The sequence below is a fragment of the Fuscibacter oryzae genome (genome assembly GCF_016765795.1).
In the GTDB taxonomy this organism is placed as follows: domain Bacteria; phylum Pseudomonadota; class Alphaproteobacteria; order Rhodobacterales; family Rhodobacteraceae; genus Fuscibacter; species Fuscibacter oryzae.
The window spans coordinates 230,070-247,937 of sequence record NZ_JAESVP010000003.1 but is presented as its reverse complement, the minus strand read 5'-3'; the positions used below and the strand labels follow the sequence as shown (position 1 = coordinate 247,937).

At 63.7% G+C, this 17,868-nt stretch carries 14 protein-coding genes; 5 read left to right on the top strand and 9 right to left on the bottom strand.

Annotated elements, in window-relative coordinates:
- Window positions 1–30: 30 nt before the first annotated feature.
- The gene (locus JI744_RS07165) at window positions 31–591 is read left to right on the top strand and encodes an LOG family protein (protein ID WP_202659010.1); all 561 of its coding nucleotides are present in this window, start codon (window positions 31–33) and stop codon (window positions 589–591) included.
- A 76-nt stretch (window positions 592–667) separates the two neighbouring features.
- Complete coding sequence (locus tag JI744_RS07160; protein ID WP_202659009.1) at window positions 668–1,543, top strand: FkbM family methyltransferase; 876 nt, start codon at window positions 668–670, stop codon at window positions 1,541–1,543.
- A 68-nt stretch (window positions 1,544–1,611) separates the two neighbouring features.
- Here JI744_RS07160 and JI744_RS07155 read toward each other — a convergent pair whose 3' ends face one another.
- The 7 genes from JI744_RS07155 to JI744_RS07125 all read right to left on the bottom strand — a co-directional run bounded on the left by JI744_RS07155 (window position 1,612) and on the right by JI744_RS07125 (window position 11,883).
- Window positions 1,612–2,214 (bottom strand): superoxide dismutase, encoded by a 603-nt coding sequence (locus JI744_RS07155; protein WP_202659008.1) that lies wholly within the window; start codon window positions 2,212–2,214, stop codon window positions 1,612–1,614.
- 83 nt (window positions 2,215–2,297) lie between these two features.
- Window positions 2,298–2,708 carry a hypothetical protein gene (locus JI744_RS07150; RefSeq protein WP_202659007.1) on the bottom strand — a complete coding sequence of 137 codons (411 nt, stop codon included), beginning with the start codon at window positions 2,706–2,708 and terminating at the stop codon, window positions 2,298–2,300.
- A gap of 73 nt (window positions 2,709–2,781) precedes the next feature.
- Window positions 2,782–3,681, bottom strand: a complete 900-nt coding sequence (locus JI744_RS07145; protein ID WP_236019312.1) for an NAD(P)-dependent oxidoreductase — start codon at window positions 3,679–3,681, stop codon at window positions 2,782–2,784.
- Window positions 3,682–3,703: 22 nt separating this feature from the next.
- Window positions 3,704–5,140 carry an aldehyde dehydrogenase family protein gene (locus tag JI744_RS07140; protein WP_202659005.1) on the bottom strand — a complete coding sequence of 479 codons (1,437 nt, stop codon included), beginning with the start codon at window positions 5,138–5,140 and terminating at the stop codon, window positions 3,704–3,706.
- An 88-nt stretch (window positions 5,141–5,228) separates the two neighbouring features.
- Window positions 5,229–6,806: a trimethylamine methyltransferase family protein gene (locus tag JI744_RS07135; protein ID WP_456237457.1), complete on the bottom strand. Its 1,578-nt coding sequence runs from the start codon at window positions 6,804–6,806 to the stop codon at window positions 5,229–5,231.
- A 120-nt stretch (window positions 6,807–6,926) separates the two neighbouring features.
- Window positions 6,927–9,398, bottom strand: coding sequence for a GcvT family protein (locus tag JI744_RS07130; protein WP_236019311.1), 2,472 nt, complete (start codon window positions 9,396–9,398; stop codon window positions 6,927–6,929).
- 55 nt (window positions 9,399–9,453) lie between these two features.
- Window positions 9,454–11,883, bottom strand: a complete 2,430-nt coding sequence (locus JI744_RS07125; RefSeq protein ID WP_202659004.1) for a GcvT family protein — start codon at window positions 11,881–11,883, stop codon at window positions 9,454–9,456.
- Between the two features lie 118 nt (window positions 11,884–12,001).
- Here JI744_RS07125 and JI744_RS07120 point away from each other — a divergent pair, with 118 nt between their 5' ends.
- On the top strand, window positions 12,002–12,871 hold the full coding sequence (locus JI744_RS07120) for a LysR family transcriptional regulator (protein WP_202659003.1): 870 nt from the start codon (window positions 12,002–12,004) through the stop codon (window positions 12,869–12,871).
- Between the two features lie 154 nt (window positions 12,872–13,025).
- On the opposite strand, the gene JI744_RS07115 is transcribed toward JI744_RS07120, so the two are convergent.
- Window positions 13,026–13,712 carry a GntR family transcriptional regulator gene (locus JI744_RS07115; RefSeq protein ID WP_202659002.1) on the bottom strand — a complete coding sequence of 229 codons (687 nt, stop codon included), beginning with the start codon at window positions 13,710–13,712 and terminating at the stop codon, window positions 13,026–13,028.
- Entirely contained in the window at window positions 13,709–15,070 is a 1,362-nt protein-coding gene (locus JI744_RS07110) for a formimidoylglutamate deiminase (RefSeq protein WP_202659001.1), read from the bottom strand. The genes JI744_RS07115 and JI744_RS07110 overlap by 4 nt, the downstream gene beginning before the upstream one ends.
- Before the next feature lie 72 nt (window positions 15,071–15,142).
- On the opposite strand from JI744_RS07110, the gene hutI reads away from it, so the two are divergent.
- Together hutI and hutH are read left to right on the top strand one after the other, a co-directional pair.
- Window positions 15,143–16,342, top strand: coding sequence for an imidazolonepropionase (hutI, locus tag JI744_RS07105; RefSeq protein WP_202659000.1), 1,200 nt, complete (start codon window positions 15,143–15,145; stop codon window positions 16,340–16,342).
- Complete coding sequence (hutH, locus tag JI744_RS07100) at window positions 16,332–17,861, top strand: histidine ammonia-lyase (protein WP_236019310.1); 1,530 nt, start codon at window positions 16,332–16,334, stop codon at window positions 17,859–17,861. The genes hutI and hutH overlap by 11 nt, the downstream gene beginning before the upstream one ends.
- Window positions 17,862–17,868: the final 7 nt, after the last annotated feature.

Sequence of the window (17,868 nt, the reverse complement as noted above, 5' to 3'; positions counted from 1 at the left end):
AAAGCAACTGGATTCCACCGGGGGATTGCGATGTCCGACAAGCTGCGCTCGATCTGTGTCTTCTGCGGCGCGCGTCCCGGCAAGAACCCCGCCCATGCCCAGGCCGCCCGCGATTTCGGCCGCACGCTGGCGCAAAACGGCTGGCGGCTGGTCTATGGCGCAGGCGACATCGGCCTGATGGGAGAGGTGGCGCGCGCCGCACAAGAGGCCGGGGCCACCGCCATGGGCATCATCCCCACCCATCTGATCGGGCTGGAAAAGGGCCGCCGTCAGGTCACCCAGTTCGTCATCACCGAAGACATGCACGAACGCAAAAAGGTGATGTTCATGAACTCTGACGCCGTGGTCGTGCTGCCGGGCGGCGCAGGCAGCCTTGATGAGTTTTTCGAGGTGCTGACCTGGGCGCAGATCGGTCTGCACCGCAAACCGATCCTGCTACTGGATGTGCAGGGCTATTGGCAGCCGCTGGTCAGCCTGTTGCAACATATCGTTGCCGAGGGCTTTGCCGACACCTCGATGCTGGGGCTGTTTCAGGTTGTGCCGGATGTGCCCGCCGCCGAAGCCAGACTGCAATCCGCCTTCGCGCGGTAACCGGCGGATCGCACCTTTCCAACCCGATTTCGCTGGGCTAGCGTTCTGAAAACAGAAACAATGGCCCAGATAGTTCATGACCGAGACCCTTTCCGCGCCTGCCGCCCTGTTGCAAAAGGCGCTGTCCCTGCCCCGGCTGACAACGATCACCGATGTCGGGGCCAATCCGGTCAATCCTGCGCCCTATTCGGCCCTGCTGGCGGCGGGCGGCTGCCGGATCGTCGGGTTCGAGCCGCAGCCCTCGGCCTATGCCGCCTTGCAAAAACGCCCGTCGCCGAACGAAACCTATTTTCCGGTGGCCGTGGGCGACGGCACTCCCGTCACCCTGCATGTGATGCGGTCTTCGGGCATGACCTCGACCTTGCCGCCTTATGAACCGGGGCTGGCGGTCATCGGCCGGCCGCGTTGGGGGCAGATGCGCGAGCAGATACAGATGCAGACCGCAGCACTGGACGATCTGCCCGATCTTCCGGAATTCGACATGCTGAAGATCGACATTCAGGGCGGCGAGGGGGCCGTGCTGGCCGCCGCAAGCCGTGTGATGCAACAGTGCGTCTGCGTCATCATCGAATTGCGCTATCAGCGGCTTTATGAGGGCGAACCGATGCTGGGTGGCATCGACACCCAGTTGCGCGCCCTGGGATTTGAGTTGCACAAGTTCATGTTCAACAAATCACTCATGCTGCCCAACTCTCAGTCCGCGCGGCTTCGGCCCCGGCGGCTGGCAGATCAGCTGATCGACGGTGACGCGGTTTATGTGCGCGATCTGACGGGCATCTCAGGCTGGTCTTCGGGACAGGTTGGCCATCTGGCCTTGCTTGCCTGCGCCACGTTTGACAGCCATTCGCTTGCGCTCCTGTGCCTTGATGAACTCGTGCGGCGCGGCGCAGTCGATCCGAACTTGCCGGCAAGCTATGTGGACGCCCTGCCTGCGCATCTGCGGACCGATTGAGCCGTTGCACGGTGGAACGAAAAAGGCCCGCCGAAACCGGCGGGCCTTTGATCTTTGCTGCTGTGGGCTTACAGCTTGGCAGCAACCGCTTCCCAGTTGACCAGCTTTTCTAGGAAGTTGGTCAGGTAGGCCGGGCGCTTGTTGCGGAAATCGATGTAGTAGGAATGTTCCCACACATCACAACCCAAGAGCGCGGTCTGACCAAAGCACAGCGGGTTCACGCCGTTTTCGGTCTTGGTGATCTTTAGCGCACCCGAGGCATCCTTGACCAGCCAGGCCCAGCCCGACCCGAACTGACCGGCACCGGCGGCGGCGAAATCTTCCTTGAACTTGGCGACCGAACCGAATGCCTCGGTCAGCGCCTTTTCCAGCGCACCGGGGATTTTCTTGTCTTCGCCCGGCCCCATCACTTCCCAGAACAGGTTGTGATTCCAATGCTGCGAGGCGTTGTTGAAAATACCGTTCTGGGCAACCGAACCGGCAGCATAGGTGCCTTTGACGATCTCTTCCAGCGACTTGGTTTCCCACTCGGTCCCGGCAATCAGCTTGTTGCCGTTGTCAACATAGGCCTTGTGGTGCAGGTCGTGGTGGTATTCCAGCGTCTCCTTCGACATGCCAAGCGAGGCAAGCGCATCGTGGGCATAGGGCAGATCGGGAAGGGTGAAAGCCATCTGACATCTCCTGTTCGTCGCGGATTTGGACTAGGGGGAATAAGGCCCCGCAAAGCCGGAAGGTCAAGGAGTCGCCGCCAGAATCATTGCTTCTTGCAGGAGCCACCGGCGGAAAAGGTGTTGTCATAGCCCGCAGGAACCGCCCGCATGCTGACATGCATGTCGGATTTACGGATGATCGCGCTATAGATCATCTCGCTTTTGTCGCGGCCTTTTCCGTCGGTCACCATATATGACCAGCCCAACCCAAGACGCTGCCCGTTATCGGCTGTCACCTTTGCCGTCATCGGCTTTTTCAGGAAATACTGGATGATCGGATCATTGACCAAAGCGGTCTTTGCCCCCGGCTCGATCAACACGACCAGTTGCTTCGGCACCCAGTTCATGCGCCGCCCCACCTCCAGATTGCAGATATAAGTCACGGGTTTTGCGGCGGTTGCGGCCGCGTGAGTCAAACCAAAGGCCAACGTGGCCAAAAGAAAAAAGATACGCATGAACAGGTTGCTCCATACACCTGCGTTCAAACTGTGCCAGTGGGAGGCATTCGTCAATCGCAATGAATTGCCTTCATTCCAGCCGTGCCGGGAACCCTTCGGCCCGCAGGTCGGTTCCCAACGCATCTTCCAGCAATTTCACGATCTGGGTCGATTGCGCCGCCCCGCCGTAGGCCGCCTTGCCCTTGACAAAGGTCTGCGCCGTCATTCCGGCCAGATCCAGCGGCACGCCGAATTCGCGGCCGAAACCCATGGCAAAGCCAAGGTCTTTCAAGGCAAGGTCCATGCTGAAAGCAATGTCATAGCTGCCGTTCAGGATAAGCTGGCCTTCCGTTTCATGCACGAAACTGCTGCCGGATGAGGCGGCAATCGCCTCCCACGCGGTTTTCAGGTCCAGCCCGCCGCGTTTGGCCAGCATCAGCGCCTCGCCATCCGCCACCAGATGGATGAAGGCCAGCATGTTGGTGATGACCTTGATCACCGCCGCAGACCCCAACGGCCCCATGTGGAAGATGCGGTTGCCAATCGCGCGCAGCGCCGGTTCATGCAGCGCAAACAGATCGGCATCGCCCCCCACCAGCACGGTGATTTCGCCCCGCGCCGCCAGATGCACACCGCCGGTCACCGGCGCCTCCAGCAACCGGATGTCGGACCCTTTCGCCAGCCCGCCCAACCGCCGGATATCATCTCGCCCGATGGTCGAATTTTCGATCCATGTCGCCCCCGGCTTCAGGGTGATCAGCATTTCCGCCAGAACCAGTTCGCTGACGGCAGGCGATGGCAGGCAGGTGAACACATGATCCACCTGCCCCGCCAGATCGGTGACCGAGGTGGCCAGAACCGCCCCCGCCGCCACATGCCGTTCGGCCAAGGCGGGGTCGCGGTCATAGACCACGACCTGATGCCCCGCCTTGATCAGCGACATGGCGATGTGGCCGCCCAGGTTGCCCAGGCCGATATATCCGTATTTCATTCGTTCCCCCCGTTCGGGGCGCTTATGCGCCCCAGCCGACCACACCCTTGATTTCGCAGAAATCATGGATGCCCCAGTCGGCATATTCACGCCCGTTGCCCGATTGCTTGTAGCCCCCGAATGGCGCAAACGTATCCCAATCGGGATAATTCAGGTTGATGGTGCCCGCCCGCAGGCGGCGCGCCAGCGGCTTGGCCTCCTCGACCGGGCCGGCGATATAGGCGGCAAGGCCGTAAGGCGTATCGTTCGCCATGGTGACCGCGTGATCCAGATCGTCATAGGGCAGGATCGCCAGCACCGGGCCAAAGATCTCCTCGCGCGAGACGGTCATTTCATTGGTCACATCACCAAAGATCGTCGGGCGCACGAACCAGCCGCGGTTCACCCCCACGGGCCGGCCAATGCCGCCACAAACCAGCGTCGCGCCCTCATCAATCCCGGCCTGAATCAGCCGCTGCACCTTGTCGAATTGCAGCTTTGACACCAGCGGCCCCATCGTTGTTGCCGTGTCGCGCGGGTCGCCGACCACCACCTCATCCGCGGCTTCCTTGGCGTAGCCAAGCGCCTCGTCATGCAGATCGCGCGGCACGAACATGCGGGTCGGCGCGTCACAGCTTTGCCCGGTGTTGCCGAAACAGCCCGCAACGCCCGCCTTCACCGCTTCGGCCAGATCAGCCGAACGCAGGATGATGTTGGGCGACTTGCCACCCAACTCCTGCGCCACGCGCTTCACCGTCGGGGCCGCGGCGGCGGCAATCGCCGTGCCCGCGCGGGTCGAGCCGGTAAAGCTGACCATATCCACCTCGGGGTGCGAAGACATCCGCGCGCCCACCTCCGGCCCATTGCCGTTGACCATGTTGAACACGCCCGGCGGCACACCCGCCTCATGGCAAACCTCGGCAAACAGCAGGCCCGACAGCGGCGCGATTTCCGACGGTTTCAGCACCATGGTGCAACCGGCAATCAGCGCAGGCGCCACCTTGCAGGCGATCTGGTTCATCGGCCAGTTCCATGGCGTGATCAGCGCGCAAACCCCGATGCCTTCCAGCACGATCCGGGTCGAACCGCGCATGTATTCCCACTGCATCTCTTCGGCGGCCTTGATGGTGCTTTCAATATGCACCTGCCCCGCCCATGCCTGTGCGCCCCGCGCCCATTCGATCGGCGCACCCATCTCGGTCGACATGGCTTGGGCGAATTCCTCATACCGGGAATTATACACCTCCAGAATGCGGCGGACCAAGGCGATGCGGTCTTTCAGCGGTGTCACCGTCCAGCCATCAAACGCCGCGCGGGCCGCTGCAATCGCGCGGTCGGCATCGGCGGCGGTGCCCAGCGCCACCTCGCCCACGATCTCTTCGGTTGCGGGGTTTTCAACGCCGAATTTGGTGGCACCGGGCAGCGGGTCAACCCAGCCGCCGTTGATGTAGAACTGGCCGATATGCTTGGAAATGGTCATCGTATCTCTCCTGTCGGACTGGCGGCGTATCACCGCTCTCATTTACCGGGCCAGCCTAGTCCGGCTGGCCCGTCCGGCGCAATCGGCCCTAGCGGAAATAGATGTTGAAGCGGGCGCGGATCGCCCGGTCAATCTCGGGGTCCACCACGCAACCCGCCTTGGACAGGATGTCATTCTTCCTTGCCATGGCGGTGTCCAGCAGCAGGGGCTTGCCCGCCTCGTTCCATTCCTTGGGGCTCATCCGGTTACCGACCTTGGGATAGATATATTCGGTCTGCATCAGCTTCAGCGTCTGGTCACTGCCCAGATAATGCCCCGGCCCGCCCAGACAGACTTCTTTCATCGCATCCAGGCTGGTGCTGTCGGGTGTAACATCAATCCCGCGCACCAGACGCATCGCCTGCCCCAGAAGGTCATCGCCCAGCACAAGGCTTTCCAGACAGAAGCCAAGCAGGCTGGCATGCATCCCCACCGCCTCATAACACATGTTGAGGCCCGCCAGACCGGCGAGCGAGTTGGTGATCCCCTGTTCCCAGCCGGCCTGCATGTCGGGCAGCTTGCTGTCGGAAATGCCGCTTGCCGCACCCCCCGGCAGGTCATAGAATCGGTGCATCTGCGCGCAACCGGCCGTCAACAGCGCCTGTTCCGCGCTACCGCCACTCATCGCCCCGGTGCGTAGGTCGCTGACAAAGGGCCAGGTGCCAAAGATACAGGGCGCGCCCTTTTTCACCGCATTGGCATAGACCACCCCGGCCAGACATTCCGCCACCGCCTGCACGATGGTCAGCGCAATCGGCGCCGGGGCCGTCGCCCCCGCCTGCCCAGCGCTTAGCAGCAGCATCGGCATCCCGCGGCGGATACAATCCTCCATCGTGATACAGCTTTCCTCGGCGAATTTCATCGGCGGCACGACGAAACAGTTGGAGTTACTGACAAACGGCCGCTCCAGCCATTTCTCCTCGCCCCCCGCCACCATATAGAGCATGTCAAAGCAGTCGGCGACGTGGCTCGGGTCGCTGAAGCTGGTCCCCACGTGCTTTCTGGTGCCTGCAAGGCACCCATAAAGCGTGTTCAGGTCCATCTCCTTGTTGTCCACCACATCGCGGCACACCATCGTGCGCTGGTAAAAGTGGATGTTGTCGAGGTTATCGACCAACCGCGCGGCATCATACAAATCCTGCGCCGTACTGTCGCGATACTCCAGCGTCACTGGATCGACGATATGCACCGCCGCCCCCGCCGTGCCGTAATGCACATTGCTGCCCGACAGATGCAGGTCATGCTTGGGGTCGCGGGCATGCAGCGTGATATTCCGCGCCGCCACCGCCAGCATATCCTCAACCAATGCGCGCGGAAACCGCAGCCGCCCGTCGCTGCCCTGAATGGCCCCGGCGGCGGTCATCACCTCCACCCCCGATTTCGGCGCCTGGCTCAACCCGATCTGCTCCAGCGCATCCAGCGCCGCCGCATGGATCTGGGCAATCCCCGCCTCGGTCAGCGGTTTATACTGCCCCCCCGGCAGGCCACCCCGCACCGGACGCACATCCTCGGCCAAGGGGGCCGCGCGCAAGGCAACCCGCGCCGCGCGCCCACCGGACCGCCCGCTTTCCCGCCGCGCCCGCGCGGGTTCGCACATCTCGCCGACCTCATTGCCAGTTTCGCTCATCGCCCGTTCCCCTTCCTCTTGGCCCAAATACTCATGCGCCATTTGCCGCCAATCCTGCCCTGCCCAACCTCGCACCTCCCCCTCTCCCCTAGGGGGAGAGGGCCGGGGTGAGGGGGCAGCCTACCCCTTCACCCGCTCCGATTTCGGGTCATACATCGGCATCAGACTGGCCTCGGCCGCATGGCGCACCCCCGCCACCTCGATCTCATAGGTCGAGGCCAGCATCTCCGCCTCGGTCTCGCCGGCGCAGGGCACATAGCCCATGCCGATGGCCCCCCCCAGAAAATGCCCGTAATTCGCCGAAGTCACCGGGCCGACGATCTTGCCATCCCGCACCACCGCCTCATTATGGAACAGCAGCGGCTCGGGGGCTTTCAGGCGGAACTGCACCAGACGACGGGCCAGCCCGGCCTCTTGCGTCCTCAACACCGCCTCGCGCCCGATGAACGCGGGCTTTTTCTTTGACACCGCAAAGCCAAGCCCGGCCTCGACCACATGGTCCTCATCCGTGATGTCATGGCCCCAGTGGCGATAGGCCTTTTCGATCCGGCAGCTATCCAGCGCGTGCAGCCCGCACAGCTTCAGCCCATGGGCCTCACCCGCCTCGGCCAGCACCTCGAACACATGGGCGGCCTGATCCGCCGATGGGTAAATCTCCCACCCCAATTCGCCGACATAGGTCACCCGATGGGCGCGGGCGATGCCATAACCAATCTCAATCTCCTTGGCCGTGCCAAAGGGATGCGCTGCGTTGGAAAAATCATTGGGCGATACCGCCTGCATCAGATCGCGCGCCTTCGGCCCCATCACGCACAGCACCGCCTCGCCCGCCGTCACATCGGTGATCACAGCGAAATCCTCGGCCACATGATCACGCAGCCAAGCGAGGTTACGCTGCAAGGTCGCCCCCGGCACCACCAGCAGATAGCTGCGCTCTGACAGGCGTGTCACGGTCAGGTCGGCCTCAACCCCGCCACGTTCGTTCAGGAACATGGTATAGACGATCTTGCCCGGCTCCACATCCATCTGGGCGCTGCAAACCCGGTTCAGAAAGGCGCAGGCATCGCGCCCCTCGACCCTGATCTTGCCGAAACTGGTCATGTCGAACAGGCCAACGCCCGTCCGCACCGCCATATGCTCGGCCTTTTGGTTGTCAAACCAGTTCTGGCGGCCCCAGCTATAGCGATACTCCCGCTCCTGCCCCGCATTGGCGAACCAGTTCACCCGCTCCCAGCCCGCAACCTCGCCGAACACAGCGCCTTTGGCTTTCAGATGCTCATGCAGCGGCGTGCGGCGCACCCCGCGGCTGGTCTCAACCTGCCGATAGGGATAGTGGTCGGCATACAAGAGGCCCAGGGTCTCGCTGACCCGTTCCTTCAGATACTTGCGGTTCTTCTGGAACGGCTGGGCACGGCGAATATCCACGTCCCACAGATCAAACGGCGGCTCGCCCTCGGTGATCCAGCGCGCAAGGGCCATCCCCGCCCCGCCCGAAGAGATGATACCGATCGAGTTATACCCCGCGGCCACCCAATACCCCCCTAGCTCGGGCGCAGGCCCAAGGTAATAGCGGTCATCGGGGGTGAAACTCTCCGGCCCGTTGAAGAAGGTATGGATGCCCGTGGTCTGGAACATCGGCATCCGGTTCATCGCCATTTCCAGAATGGGCATGAAGTGATCCCAATCCTCGGGCAGCGTGTCGAACTCGAAATCCTCGCGAATGCCGCCCATGCCCCAAGGCTTGGCCTTCGGCTCGAACGCGCCCAGCATCATCTTGCCGGCATCCGATTTGTAATAGGCGCATTCATCGACCACCCGCAGCACCGGCATATCGCCCAAGCCCTGAACGGGTTCGGTCACCAGATAGAAATGCTCTGCCGCGTGCAGCGGCACCGTCACCCCATTCTGCGCCGCCAGATCACGCCCCCACATACCGCCGCAGTTCACCACCACATCGGCGTCAATATGCCCCGGCCCCTCAGGCCCCTCATAATCCACCCCCGTCACCCGCCGCGCGCCACCCGGCGCTGGCCCTTCGGTGACCTTCACGACCTTGACGTTTTCAAACAGCTTGGCACCCGCCATCCGGGCCCCCTTGGCCAAGGCCATGGTGATGTTAGCCGGATCGCACTGGCCATCATTCGGCAGATGCACGCCGCCGACAACGCCTTCGATGTTCAGATGCGGATACAGCGCCTTCACCTCATCCGGCGTAATCCGATGCACCTCAACACCAAAGATCTTGGCAATCGTCGCCTGACGCTGAATCTCTTCCATCCGCGCCTCGGTCAGCGCAACGGTCATCGACCCCACCCGCTTCATCCCGGTGGCAACGCCGGTTTCCGCCTCCAACTGATAATAAAGCTCTGCCGAATATTTGGCCAACCGCGTCATGTTCTGGTTGGCGCGCAACTGACCGATCAGCCCCGCCGCATGCCAGGTCGTGCCAGAGGTCAGGCGCTTCCGCTCCAACAGCACAACCTCCCAACCGGCCTTGGCCAGATGATAGGCCACCGAACAGCCCGACACCCCGCCGCCAATCACCACCGCCCGCGTTTTCGTCGGAATGTTCGCCACAGCCCAGTCCCTCATCATCTGTTCATAAATATCCCGGGGGTCCGGGGGCTGGCCCCCGGTCCGCCCGCCGTCACGCGCGGATACGCTCGTTCTTGGCATCCCACAGCGGCTGATCTGCCTGCACCGTGGCGGGGTAGAGCGTGCCGAAAATCTCGACCTCCACCTTCACCCCCGGCACATTCAGATCGGCCCGCAACATCCCAAGGCCGATCACAGCCCCCACCCGATGCCCGTAATAGCCAGAGGTCAGCTCGCCCACGACCTTGCCGCCGTGCCAGATGGTGGACATGTACGGCGGATCCTGCTCTCCAGCCTCGATCACCAGCGTGCAGAACCGCTTGGCCACCCCGCGCTGCTTTTCCGCCTCCAGCGCGGCCTTGCCCCGGAACGCGGGTTTTGACCAATCGACAAACCGCTCCAGCCCGCCTTGCAGCACGGTGTAATCGGTTGAAAGATCGCCCTTCCACGCGCGATAGCCCTTTTCCACGCGCAAGCTGTTCAGCGCGAACATGCCAAAGGGCTTTGCCCCCGCCGCAATCACCGCATCATAGATTGCGGGCATCCGTGCCGGGGTCGCATGAATTTCCCAGCCCAATTCCCCCGCAAAGCTGACGCGGAACAGCGCGCAATCCTGCCCGGCAACCGCTGCGGGCTGCACGCTCAGCCATTTCGCCGAAAGGTCAGCCCCGGTCAGCCCCGCCAGCAGATCGCGCGACTTTGGCCCGGTCACGATCAGGCAAGTGAAATCCTCGGTCCGGTCGCGCAGGGTCAGACCCTCGGCCAGATGCCGCTTCAACCATTCGCCGTCATGGCTTTGCGCAAGGGCTGCCGTGATCAGGGTAAAGGCCTCCTCCTCGCGCCGCACCACCGACATTTCGGTGACGATGCGGCCCTTGTCATCGGCGAAATAGGCCAGGCCCATGCGGCCCACGGCGGGCAGTTTGCCGGTGATCTGGCGGCTTAGCCAGTCGGCCGCCCCCGGCCCTTCCAGCTCGAACCGGCTGAACCCCGGCAGGTCCAGCACGCCGACGCCATCCCGCACCGCCTCGCATTCCGCCTTTACAGCAGCAAACCAAGGGCCTTCCCGGTCCCATGTCTGGGTGCCCGCCTCGGATGTGTCATCTCCGGGGCGGGCATACCACAAGGCCCGCTCCCACCCGTTATAGGCGCCATAAACCGCGCCCAAAGCCTTGGTGCGTTCATGCACCGCCGACAGCTTTTTGCCCCGCGCGGCGGGCCAAGCGTGGTGGGGGAAATGGATACCGTATTCGTGGCCGTAAACCTCCATCCCCTTCTGGATGCAGTAATCCTCATCCTCAAACCCGGTAAAGCGGCGGGGGTCGCAGGACCACATATCCCATTCGGTCGCCCCTTCGGTGATCCATTCGGCCAGCACCTTGCCCGCCCCCCCGGCCTGACAAATGCCGAAGGTAAAGACGCAAGCCTCAAACGCATTGGGCACGCCGGGCATTGGCCCGATCAGCGGGTTGCCATCGGGGGCGTAAGGAATCGGGCCGTTGATCACCTTCGTCAGCGGGGCTTTTTCCAGCAGCGGCACGCGGGCCATGGCATCGGCGATGTGCCACTCCAACCGCTCCAGATCATCGGGGAAAAGTTGGAAGCTGAAGTCCTGCGGGAAGGGGTCGTCCTTGGAAATCCAGTGCGCCTTGCAGTTGCGCTCATAGGGGCCAAGGTTGAAACCGTTCTTTTCCTGCCGCAGATAGTAGCTGGAATCCACATCGCGCAGCAGCGGCAGCTTGTGGCCCACATCCTTGGACCACGCCTCCAGCTCGGGAATGGTGTCGAACAGCATGTACTGATGGCTCATCACCATCATCGGCACCTCGCGGCCAAACATGCGGCCAACCTCGCGGGCATAATACCCGGCAGCGTTCACCACATATTCGGCCCGCACATCGCCCTTGGGGGTGGAAATGATCCACTCGGTCCCGGTCCATTCCACGCCATCCACCGGGCAGAACCGCTCAATCCGCGCGCCCATTTGCCGCGCACCCTTGGCCAAAGCCTGCGTCAGTTGCGCGGGGTCGATGTCGCCATCATAGGGGTCGTGCAGCGCGCCGGTCAGATCGTGGGTTTCAAGGAAGGGATAGACCTCCTTCACCTCATCCGGGGTCAGGATCTTCAGGTCCATTCCCTGATAGCGCCCCATGCCGACCACCCGCTGAAACTCTTGCAAGCGTTCCTTGGTATGGGCCAGACGCACCGATCCGGTGACGTGATAATTCATCGGATAGTCAACTTCGGCCCCCAGCCGCCGATACAGCTCTGCCGAATAGCGCTGCATGTTCATGATCGACCAGCTTGACGAAAACGTCGGCACATTGCCCGCCGCGTGCCAGGTGCTGCCCGCCGTCAGCTCGTTCTTTTCCAGCAGCAGGCAATCGGTCCACCCGGCCTTGGCCAGATGATACAGCGAGGAAACCCCCACCGCGCCGCCGCCAATGATCACAACCCGCGCCGATGTTGGAAAATCGCTCATTTTGCTCCCCGTCTTTGGCGTAACTATCCTCCGGCGGATTCCACCTTTCAATCCGGCGGCGAAGCGGCTTATGATCGGGAAAAACGATCAGACTACCTGATCACTGTCCGGGGCAGCCATGCAGATCGAACTTCTCGACACGTTTCTTGACCTTGTGGAAACCCGCAGCTTTCACCGCACGGCGGAACGTCTGCGCGTGACGCAATCCACCGTCTCGGCCCGCGTTCAAACGCTGGAACAGGCGGTGGGCGTGCGGCTGTTCACCCGGTCGCGCGCGGGCACCGACCTGACGACCGAAGGCACGCGGTTCGAAACCCACGCCCGCATGCTGCGCCACGAATGGAACGAGGCCAAGCGCCGCATCATCGTGCCCCAGCAAGCGGCGCATCTGGTGCGGGTGGGCATCCAGAACGACCTGTCGGCGCAATATCTGGGCGATTGGGTGGCAGGCTTTCGCCGCAACTTTCCCGACACCGCCTTTTATATAGAGCCGGACTATTCCAACCAGATGTGCGCCGACCTGCTGACCGGCACGCTGGATTTCGCGGTGATGTTCGCCCCGAAACCGCACCCCGACCTGCATTTCGACAATGTAGGAGAGGTGGCCTATCAGATGATTTCAACCGAGGTGGACAAACTGGCCGAGGTCACCCCCGCCCGCTTTGTCTTTGCCCATTTCTCGCCTGCGTTTGAAGAGATGCACCGTCAGGTCACCCCCGATCTTGCTGCGGCCCCCATCTCGGTCGGGCAAAGCGCGGCGGTGGTGTCGATGCTGCAAGCCACCGGCGGGTCGGGCTATGTCTTGGAAAAAAGCGCCGCTGCGCTGATTGAAAGCGGGCGGTTCCGCGCGGTTTCGGATGCGCCCGTCCTGCGCCAGCCGGTCTATTGCGCCACCCATTTGCGCCACCGCATCAGTCCGCTGCACCGCCGCCTGCGCCGCATTGTCTATCGGCGGCTGACCAAGAATGTGGAGGTCGAGGAGGCGTAAGCCCCCTTACCCCGGCCCTGTGCCCAGAGGGGAGAGGGAGCGGCGACCAATTGGTCAGTATGGTGCCCCTTGCCACAGGGCGTACCGCGCCAGAAAAGCGCCTCCCCTCTCCCCTCGGGGGAGAGGGTCAGGGTGAGGGGGCGACCGCAGCCCCTCAGATCATCGTCTGCAACCGATAGCCCGGCACATGCGCCAGCCGCACCAGCGTGATCGCGGCCTCTGCTGTCCAGGTCGTCCGCTCTGTCACGAACAGCGCGGCCCCTTCGGCCACGCCCAGCACCGCCGCCTCACGCGCATCCGCCGCTTCGGCGGTAAAGGCGATATCGCCGGTTTCATAGGACACATGCGCCACCAGCCATTCATTGGCGCTGACCACACCAAAATCCGGCAGCGGCTTTGGCAGAACCGCCGGGTTCAGCCAGCGGGTCTCAAACACGAATGGCCGACCGTCGGCCAGATGCAGCGTCTCCAGATAGATCGCCCGCGCCGATGGCCCAAGGCCAAGACGAGAGGCAACAGGCACCGGCGGCGCGCCCTCGGTTCGGGTCAGCAGGGTAAAGCCATGCACCTGCCCCCGCGCCTCAACCTCTTGGCGTATCACCGGAATATCCAGCGTGGCCTTGCGCACGGGCAACAGCGCCACCCGCGTGCCCGCCTTGCGCCGCCGCTCCAGCACCCCCGCGCCCGCCAGTTCGCGCAAGGCACGGTTCACCGTGGCGCGCGCCACGCCGAACTCTGCCGCCAGCTCTTCCTCGGTTGGAATCGTCTCACCCGGCGGCCAGTCACGCACGCGAATGCGGCGCAGCACCTCTTCGCGGATGCCCTCCCAGCCGGAAATCACAGCGCGTCCCGCAGCCGGGCCATCGCGCCCCGATAGCGCCCCACGATGCCATCGCGCTCGGTATGCCGCCCACCGGTCACGATATGGCGCCCGGCAGACCAGACCTCGGCCACCATCCTGTCGTCGCCCGCAAATATGAACGTATCCAGCAAGGTATCGCCCGCCGCAAATTCCATATCCGGGCCGGAACAATCCAAGGCCACCAGATCGGCCCACATGCCCGGCGCAATCGCCCCCGATTGCCGCCCCCCGGCCAAGGCTCCGCCCCGCGCCGCCTCTTCATACAGCACCCGGCCGGTCGACCGCCCCTCTTCGGCCAGCATCGCCCGGCCCTTGCCGGCCAGCCGCTGCGAATATTCCAGCGTCCGCAACTCCTCGGACAGTGAGATCCGCACGTTGGAATCCGACCCAACGCCGAACGCGCCCCCCGCCCCGCGAAACCGCAGGCCATCAAAAATGCCGTCGCCCAGATTGCTTTCGGTGATCGGGCACAGCCCCGCCACCGCGCCCGATTTTGCCATGCCCACCGCTTCCTCGGGTGTCATCTGGGTGGCATGGATCAGGCACCAGCGCTGGGTCAGTTCAACATTCTTCAGCAGCCAGTCCACCGGGCGCTGCCCGGTCGCGGCCACCACCTCGGCCACCTCGGCCTCCTGCTCGGCCACATGGATATGCACCGGCATCGTCGGGCACAGCCCCGCCGCGATGCGCAACCCATGCGGCGTGGCAGCGCGCAGCGAATGCGGGGCCGCCCCCATGTTGGCATCCGGCCCAAGCCGCTTCACATGGCCCGCCGCCCCCTGCCACAGCCGCGCAAACCGGTCGGGGTCATTGCCGAACCGCCGCTGCCCCTCGTTCAGCGCGCGGCCATCGCAACCGCCCCGCTCATAAAGAACCGGCAGCAGCGTCAGCCCCAGCCCGGTTTCATGGGCCGCTGCCGCGATCCGCCCCGACATTTCAGCCAGATCGTCATAAGGCCCGGTCGGCGCGTGGTGCAAATAGTGGAATTCGGCCACGGCGGCATAGCCCGCCTCGGCCATCTCCATCATCACCATGGCAGCGATGGCCTGCGCGTCCGCGGGCGTCAGGCGGCCAAGGAAGCGATACATCAACTCGCGCCAGGTCCAGAAGCTGTCATTGGTCTTGCCGCGCCGCTCGGTCAGCCCAGCCATCGCCCGCTGAAACGCGTGGGAATGCAGGTTGACCATGGCGGGCAGCAGGCAATCCACCGCGCCGCCCTGCGCTGGCCCCGCCACACCGGTTTCGACCGAGGCGATCCGCCCCGCTTCGACCACCACCATAACATCCCTTGCCCAGCCCTCGGGCAGCAAAGCGGTTTTGGCGTAGATCACGGTCATGGCACCCTCGACTTGACAGCGGTCATTATGTGCAGACATATTAGCGCCAACCTCAGACATAAGGCAAGCGGTATGGCGATTCTTCTGACCAATGCCACGGTGGCGACGATGGCAGGCGGTTATGGCCTGATCGAAGGGGGCGCGGTCGCGGTTGAAGCAGACCGGATTCTGTGGGTTGGACGGATGTCCGAAATACCCGAAGCCTATGCCGCCCTGCCCAGCCACGACTGCGGCGGGCATCTGCTGACCCCCGGCCTGATCGATTGCCACAGCCATATCGTCTTTGGCGGCAACCGTGCGTTGGAATTCGAAATGCGGCTGAACGGCGCGAGTTACGAAGAGGTCGCTCGCGCCGGGGGCGGCATCCTCTCGACCGTCCGCGCCACCCGAGCGGCCAGTGAAGAGGTGCTGCTGGAGCAGGCCCTTGCCCGCGCCGACCTGATGATGGCAGCAGGTGCCACGACGATCGAGGTCAAATCCGGCTATGGCCTGAGCGTTGAGGATGAGCTGAAAATGCTGCGCGTGGCGCGCCAGATCGCCAGCCACCGCCCCTTGCGCGTGCAGACCACCCACCTTGCCGCCCATGCCATTCCGCCGGAATACGCTGGCCGCGCAATGGATTACATCGAACAGGTGGCAATCCCCTCGCTGCGCGCCGCCCATGCCGAAGGGCTGGTCGATGCGGTCGATGCCTTTTGCGAAGGCATTGCCTTTTTGCCAGATCAGGTGGAACGCCTGTTCACTGCGGCCCGGGCCATGGGCTTGCCCGTCAAGCTGCATGCTGAACAATTGTCGGACCAGAAAGGCACCCTTCTGGCCGCCCGGTTTGGCGCATTGTCGGCGGATCATATCGAATATCTGGGCGCTGACGGTATTGCGGCCATGGCCGCAGCGGGCACTGTCGCCGTCATCCTGCCCGGCGCCTTCTATACCCTGCGCGAGACCCAAAAGCCGCCAATTCAGGCGCTGCGCGATGCGGGCATTCCCATGGCCGTCGCCACCGATTTCAACCCCGGCACAGCCCCCGTCGCGTCCTTGCCGCTGACGATGAACATGGCCTGCACCCTGTTCCGCATGACCCCGGAAGAGACGCTTTTGGGTGCCACCACCCATGCCGCCCGCGCCCTTGGCCTGACCGACCGGGGCACCATCACCCCCGGCCAACTGGCCGATCTGTGCCTGTGGGATGCCACCCACCCGGCACAACTTTCCTACACCATCGGGGCGACGCCCCTTCTTGCCCGCATGTTCGGAGGCCAAATTGACGCCTGAAATCCTGATTCCCGGCCAGACCACCCTTGCCCAACTGGAACGCATCTGGCGCACCGAAGCGACCGCCCGTCTGGCCGACACCGCGCGCGCGCCGATTGAGGCGGCTGCCGCCCATATTGCCGCGGCTGCCGCTGGGGATGTGCCGGTCTATGGCGTGAACACCGGCTTCGGCAAACTTGCCAGCCTGAAGATCGCCGCGCAAGATACGGCAAAGCTGCAAGAAAACCTGATCCTGTCGCATTCCTGCGGTGTGGGCGAGCCGATGCCCCGCGCCACCACGCGGCTGATGATGACGCTCAAACTTTTGTCACTGGCGCGCGGGGCCTCGGGCGTGCGCTGGCTGGTGGTTGATCTCTTGCAGAACATGCTGGCAAAGGGTGTGACACCCGTGGTGCCCGCCCAAGGTTCAGTCGGGGCCAGCGGTGATCTTGCGCCCCTTGCCCATATGACGGCGGTGATGCTGGGCCATGGTGAGGCCGAGTTCGCAGGCCAGATCAAGCCCGCACGACAGGCGCTTGAAGAAGCAGGGCTTTCCCCGATCACGCTTGGCCCGAAAGAGGGGCTTGGCCTGATCAACGGCACCCAGTTTTCCACCGCCTATGCGCTGGCGGGCCTGTTCGGGGCGTGGACGGCGGCGCAGGGCGCCTTGGTGACCTCGGCCCTTTCGACCGATGCCATCATGGGATCGACCGCACCACTCGAACCCGAAATTCACAGCCTGCGCGGCCAGCCCGGCCAGATCAAGGCTGCGGCGACCCTGCGCGCCCTGCTGGACGGTTCGGTGATCCGCGAAAGCCACCGCGAGGGCGACAGCCGCGTACAAGACCCCTATTGCATCCGCTGTCAGCCGCAGGTGACCGGTGCCGCGATGGACGTGCTGCGCATGGCCGCCCGCACGCTGGAGATTGAGGCGAATGCGGCGACCGACAACCCGCTGGTCCTGTCCGATGGCCGCATCGTTTCGGGCGGAAATTTCCATGCCGAGCCCGTGGGTTTCGCCGCCGACATGATCGCCATGGCGATCAGCGAGATCGGGGCGATTGCCCAACGCCGCGTGGCACTGATGGTGGACCCGACACTGTCGTTCGATCTGCCCGCATTTCTCACGCCCCGACCCGGCCTGAACTCTGGCCTGATGATCGCCGAGGTGACGACGGCGGCCTTGATGAGCGAAAACAAGCACCTCGCCCATCCGACCGTGATCGACAGCACCCCCACCAGCGCCAACCAAGAGGACCATGTTTCAATGGCCGCCCATGGCGCGCGCCGTCTGGGGCGGATGGTCGAAAACCTGAACCACATTCTGGGGGTCGAGGCGATCTGCGCCGCGCAAGGCATTGATTTCCGGGCACCCCTGCCCACTTCAGTGCCCTTGCAAAAGGCGGTTGCCGCGCTGCGCACCCGCGTCGCCACCCTTGGCGACGACCGCTATCTTGCCCCCGATCTGGCCGCCGCCGCCGCGCTGATCGGCGATAGCACAATCGTACAATCCACCGCCCTGACCTTCCCCACCCTGTGAGGCCCGC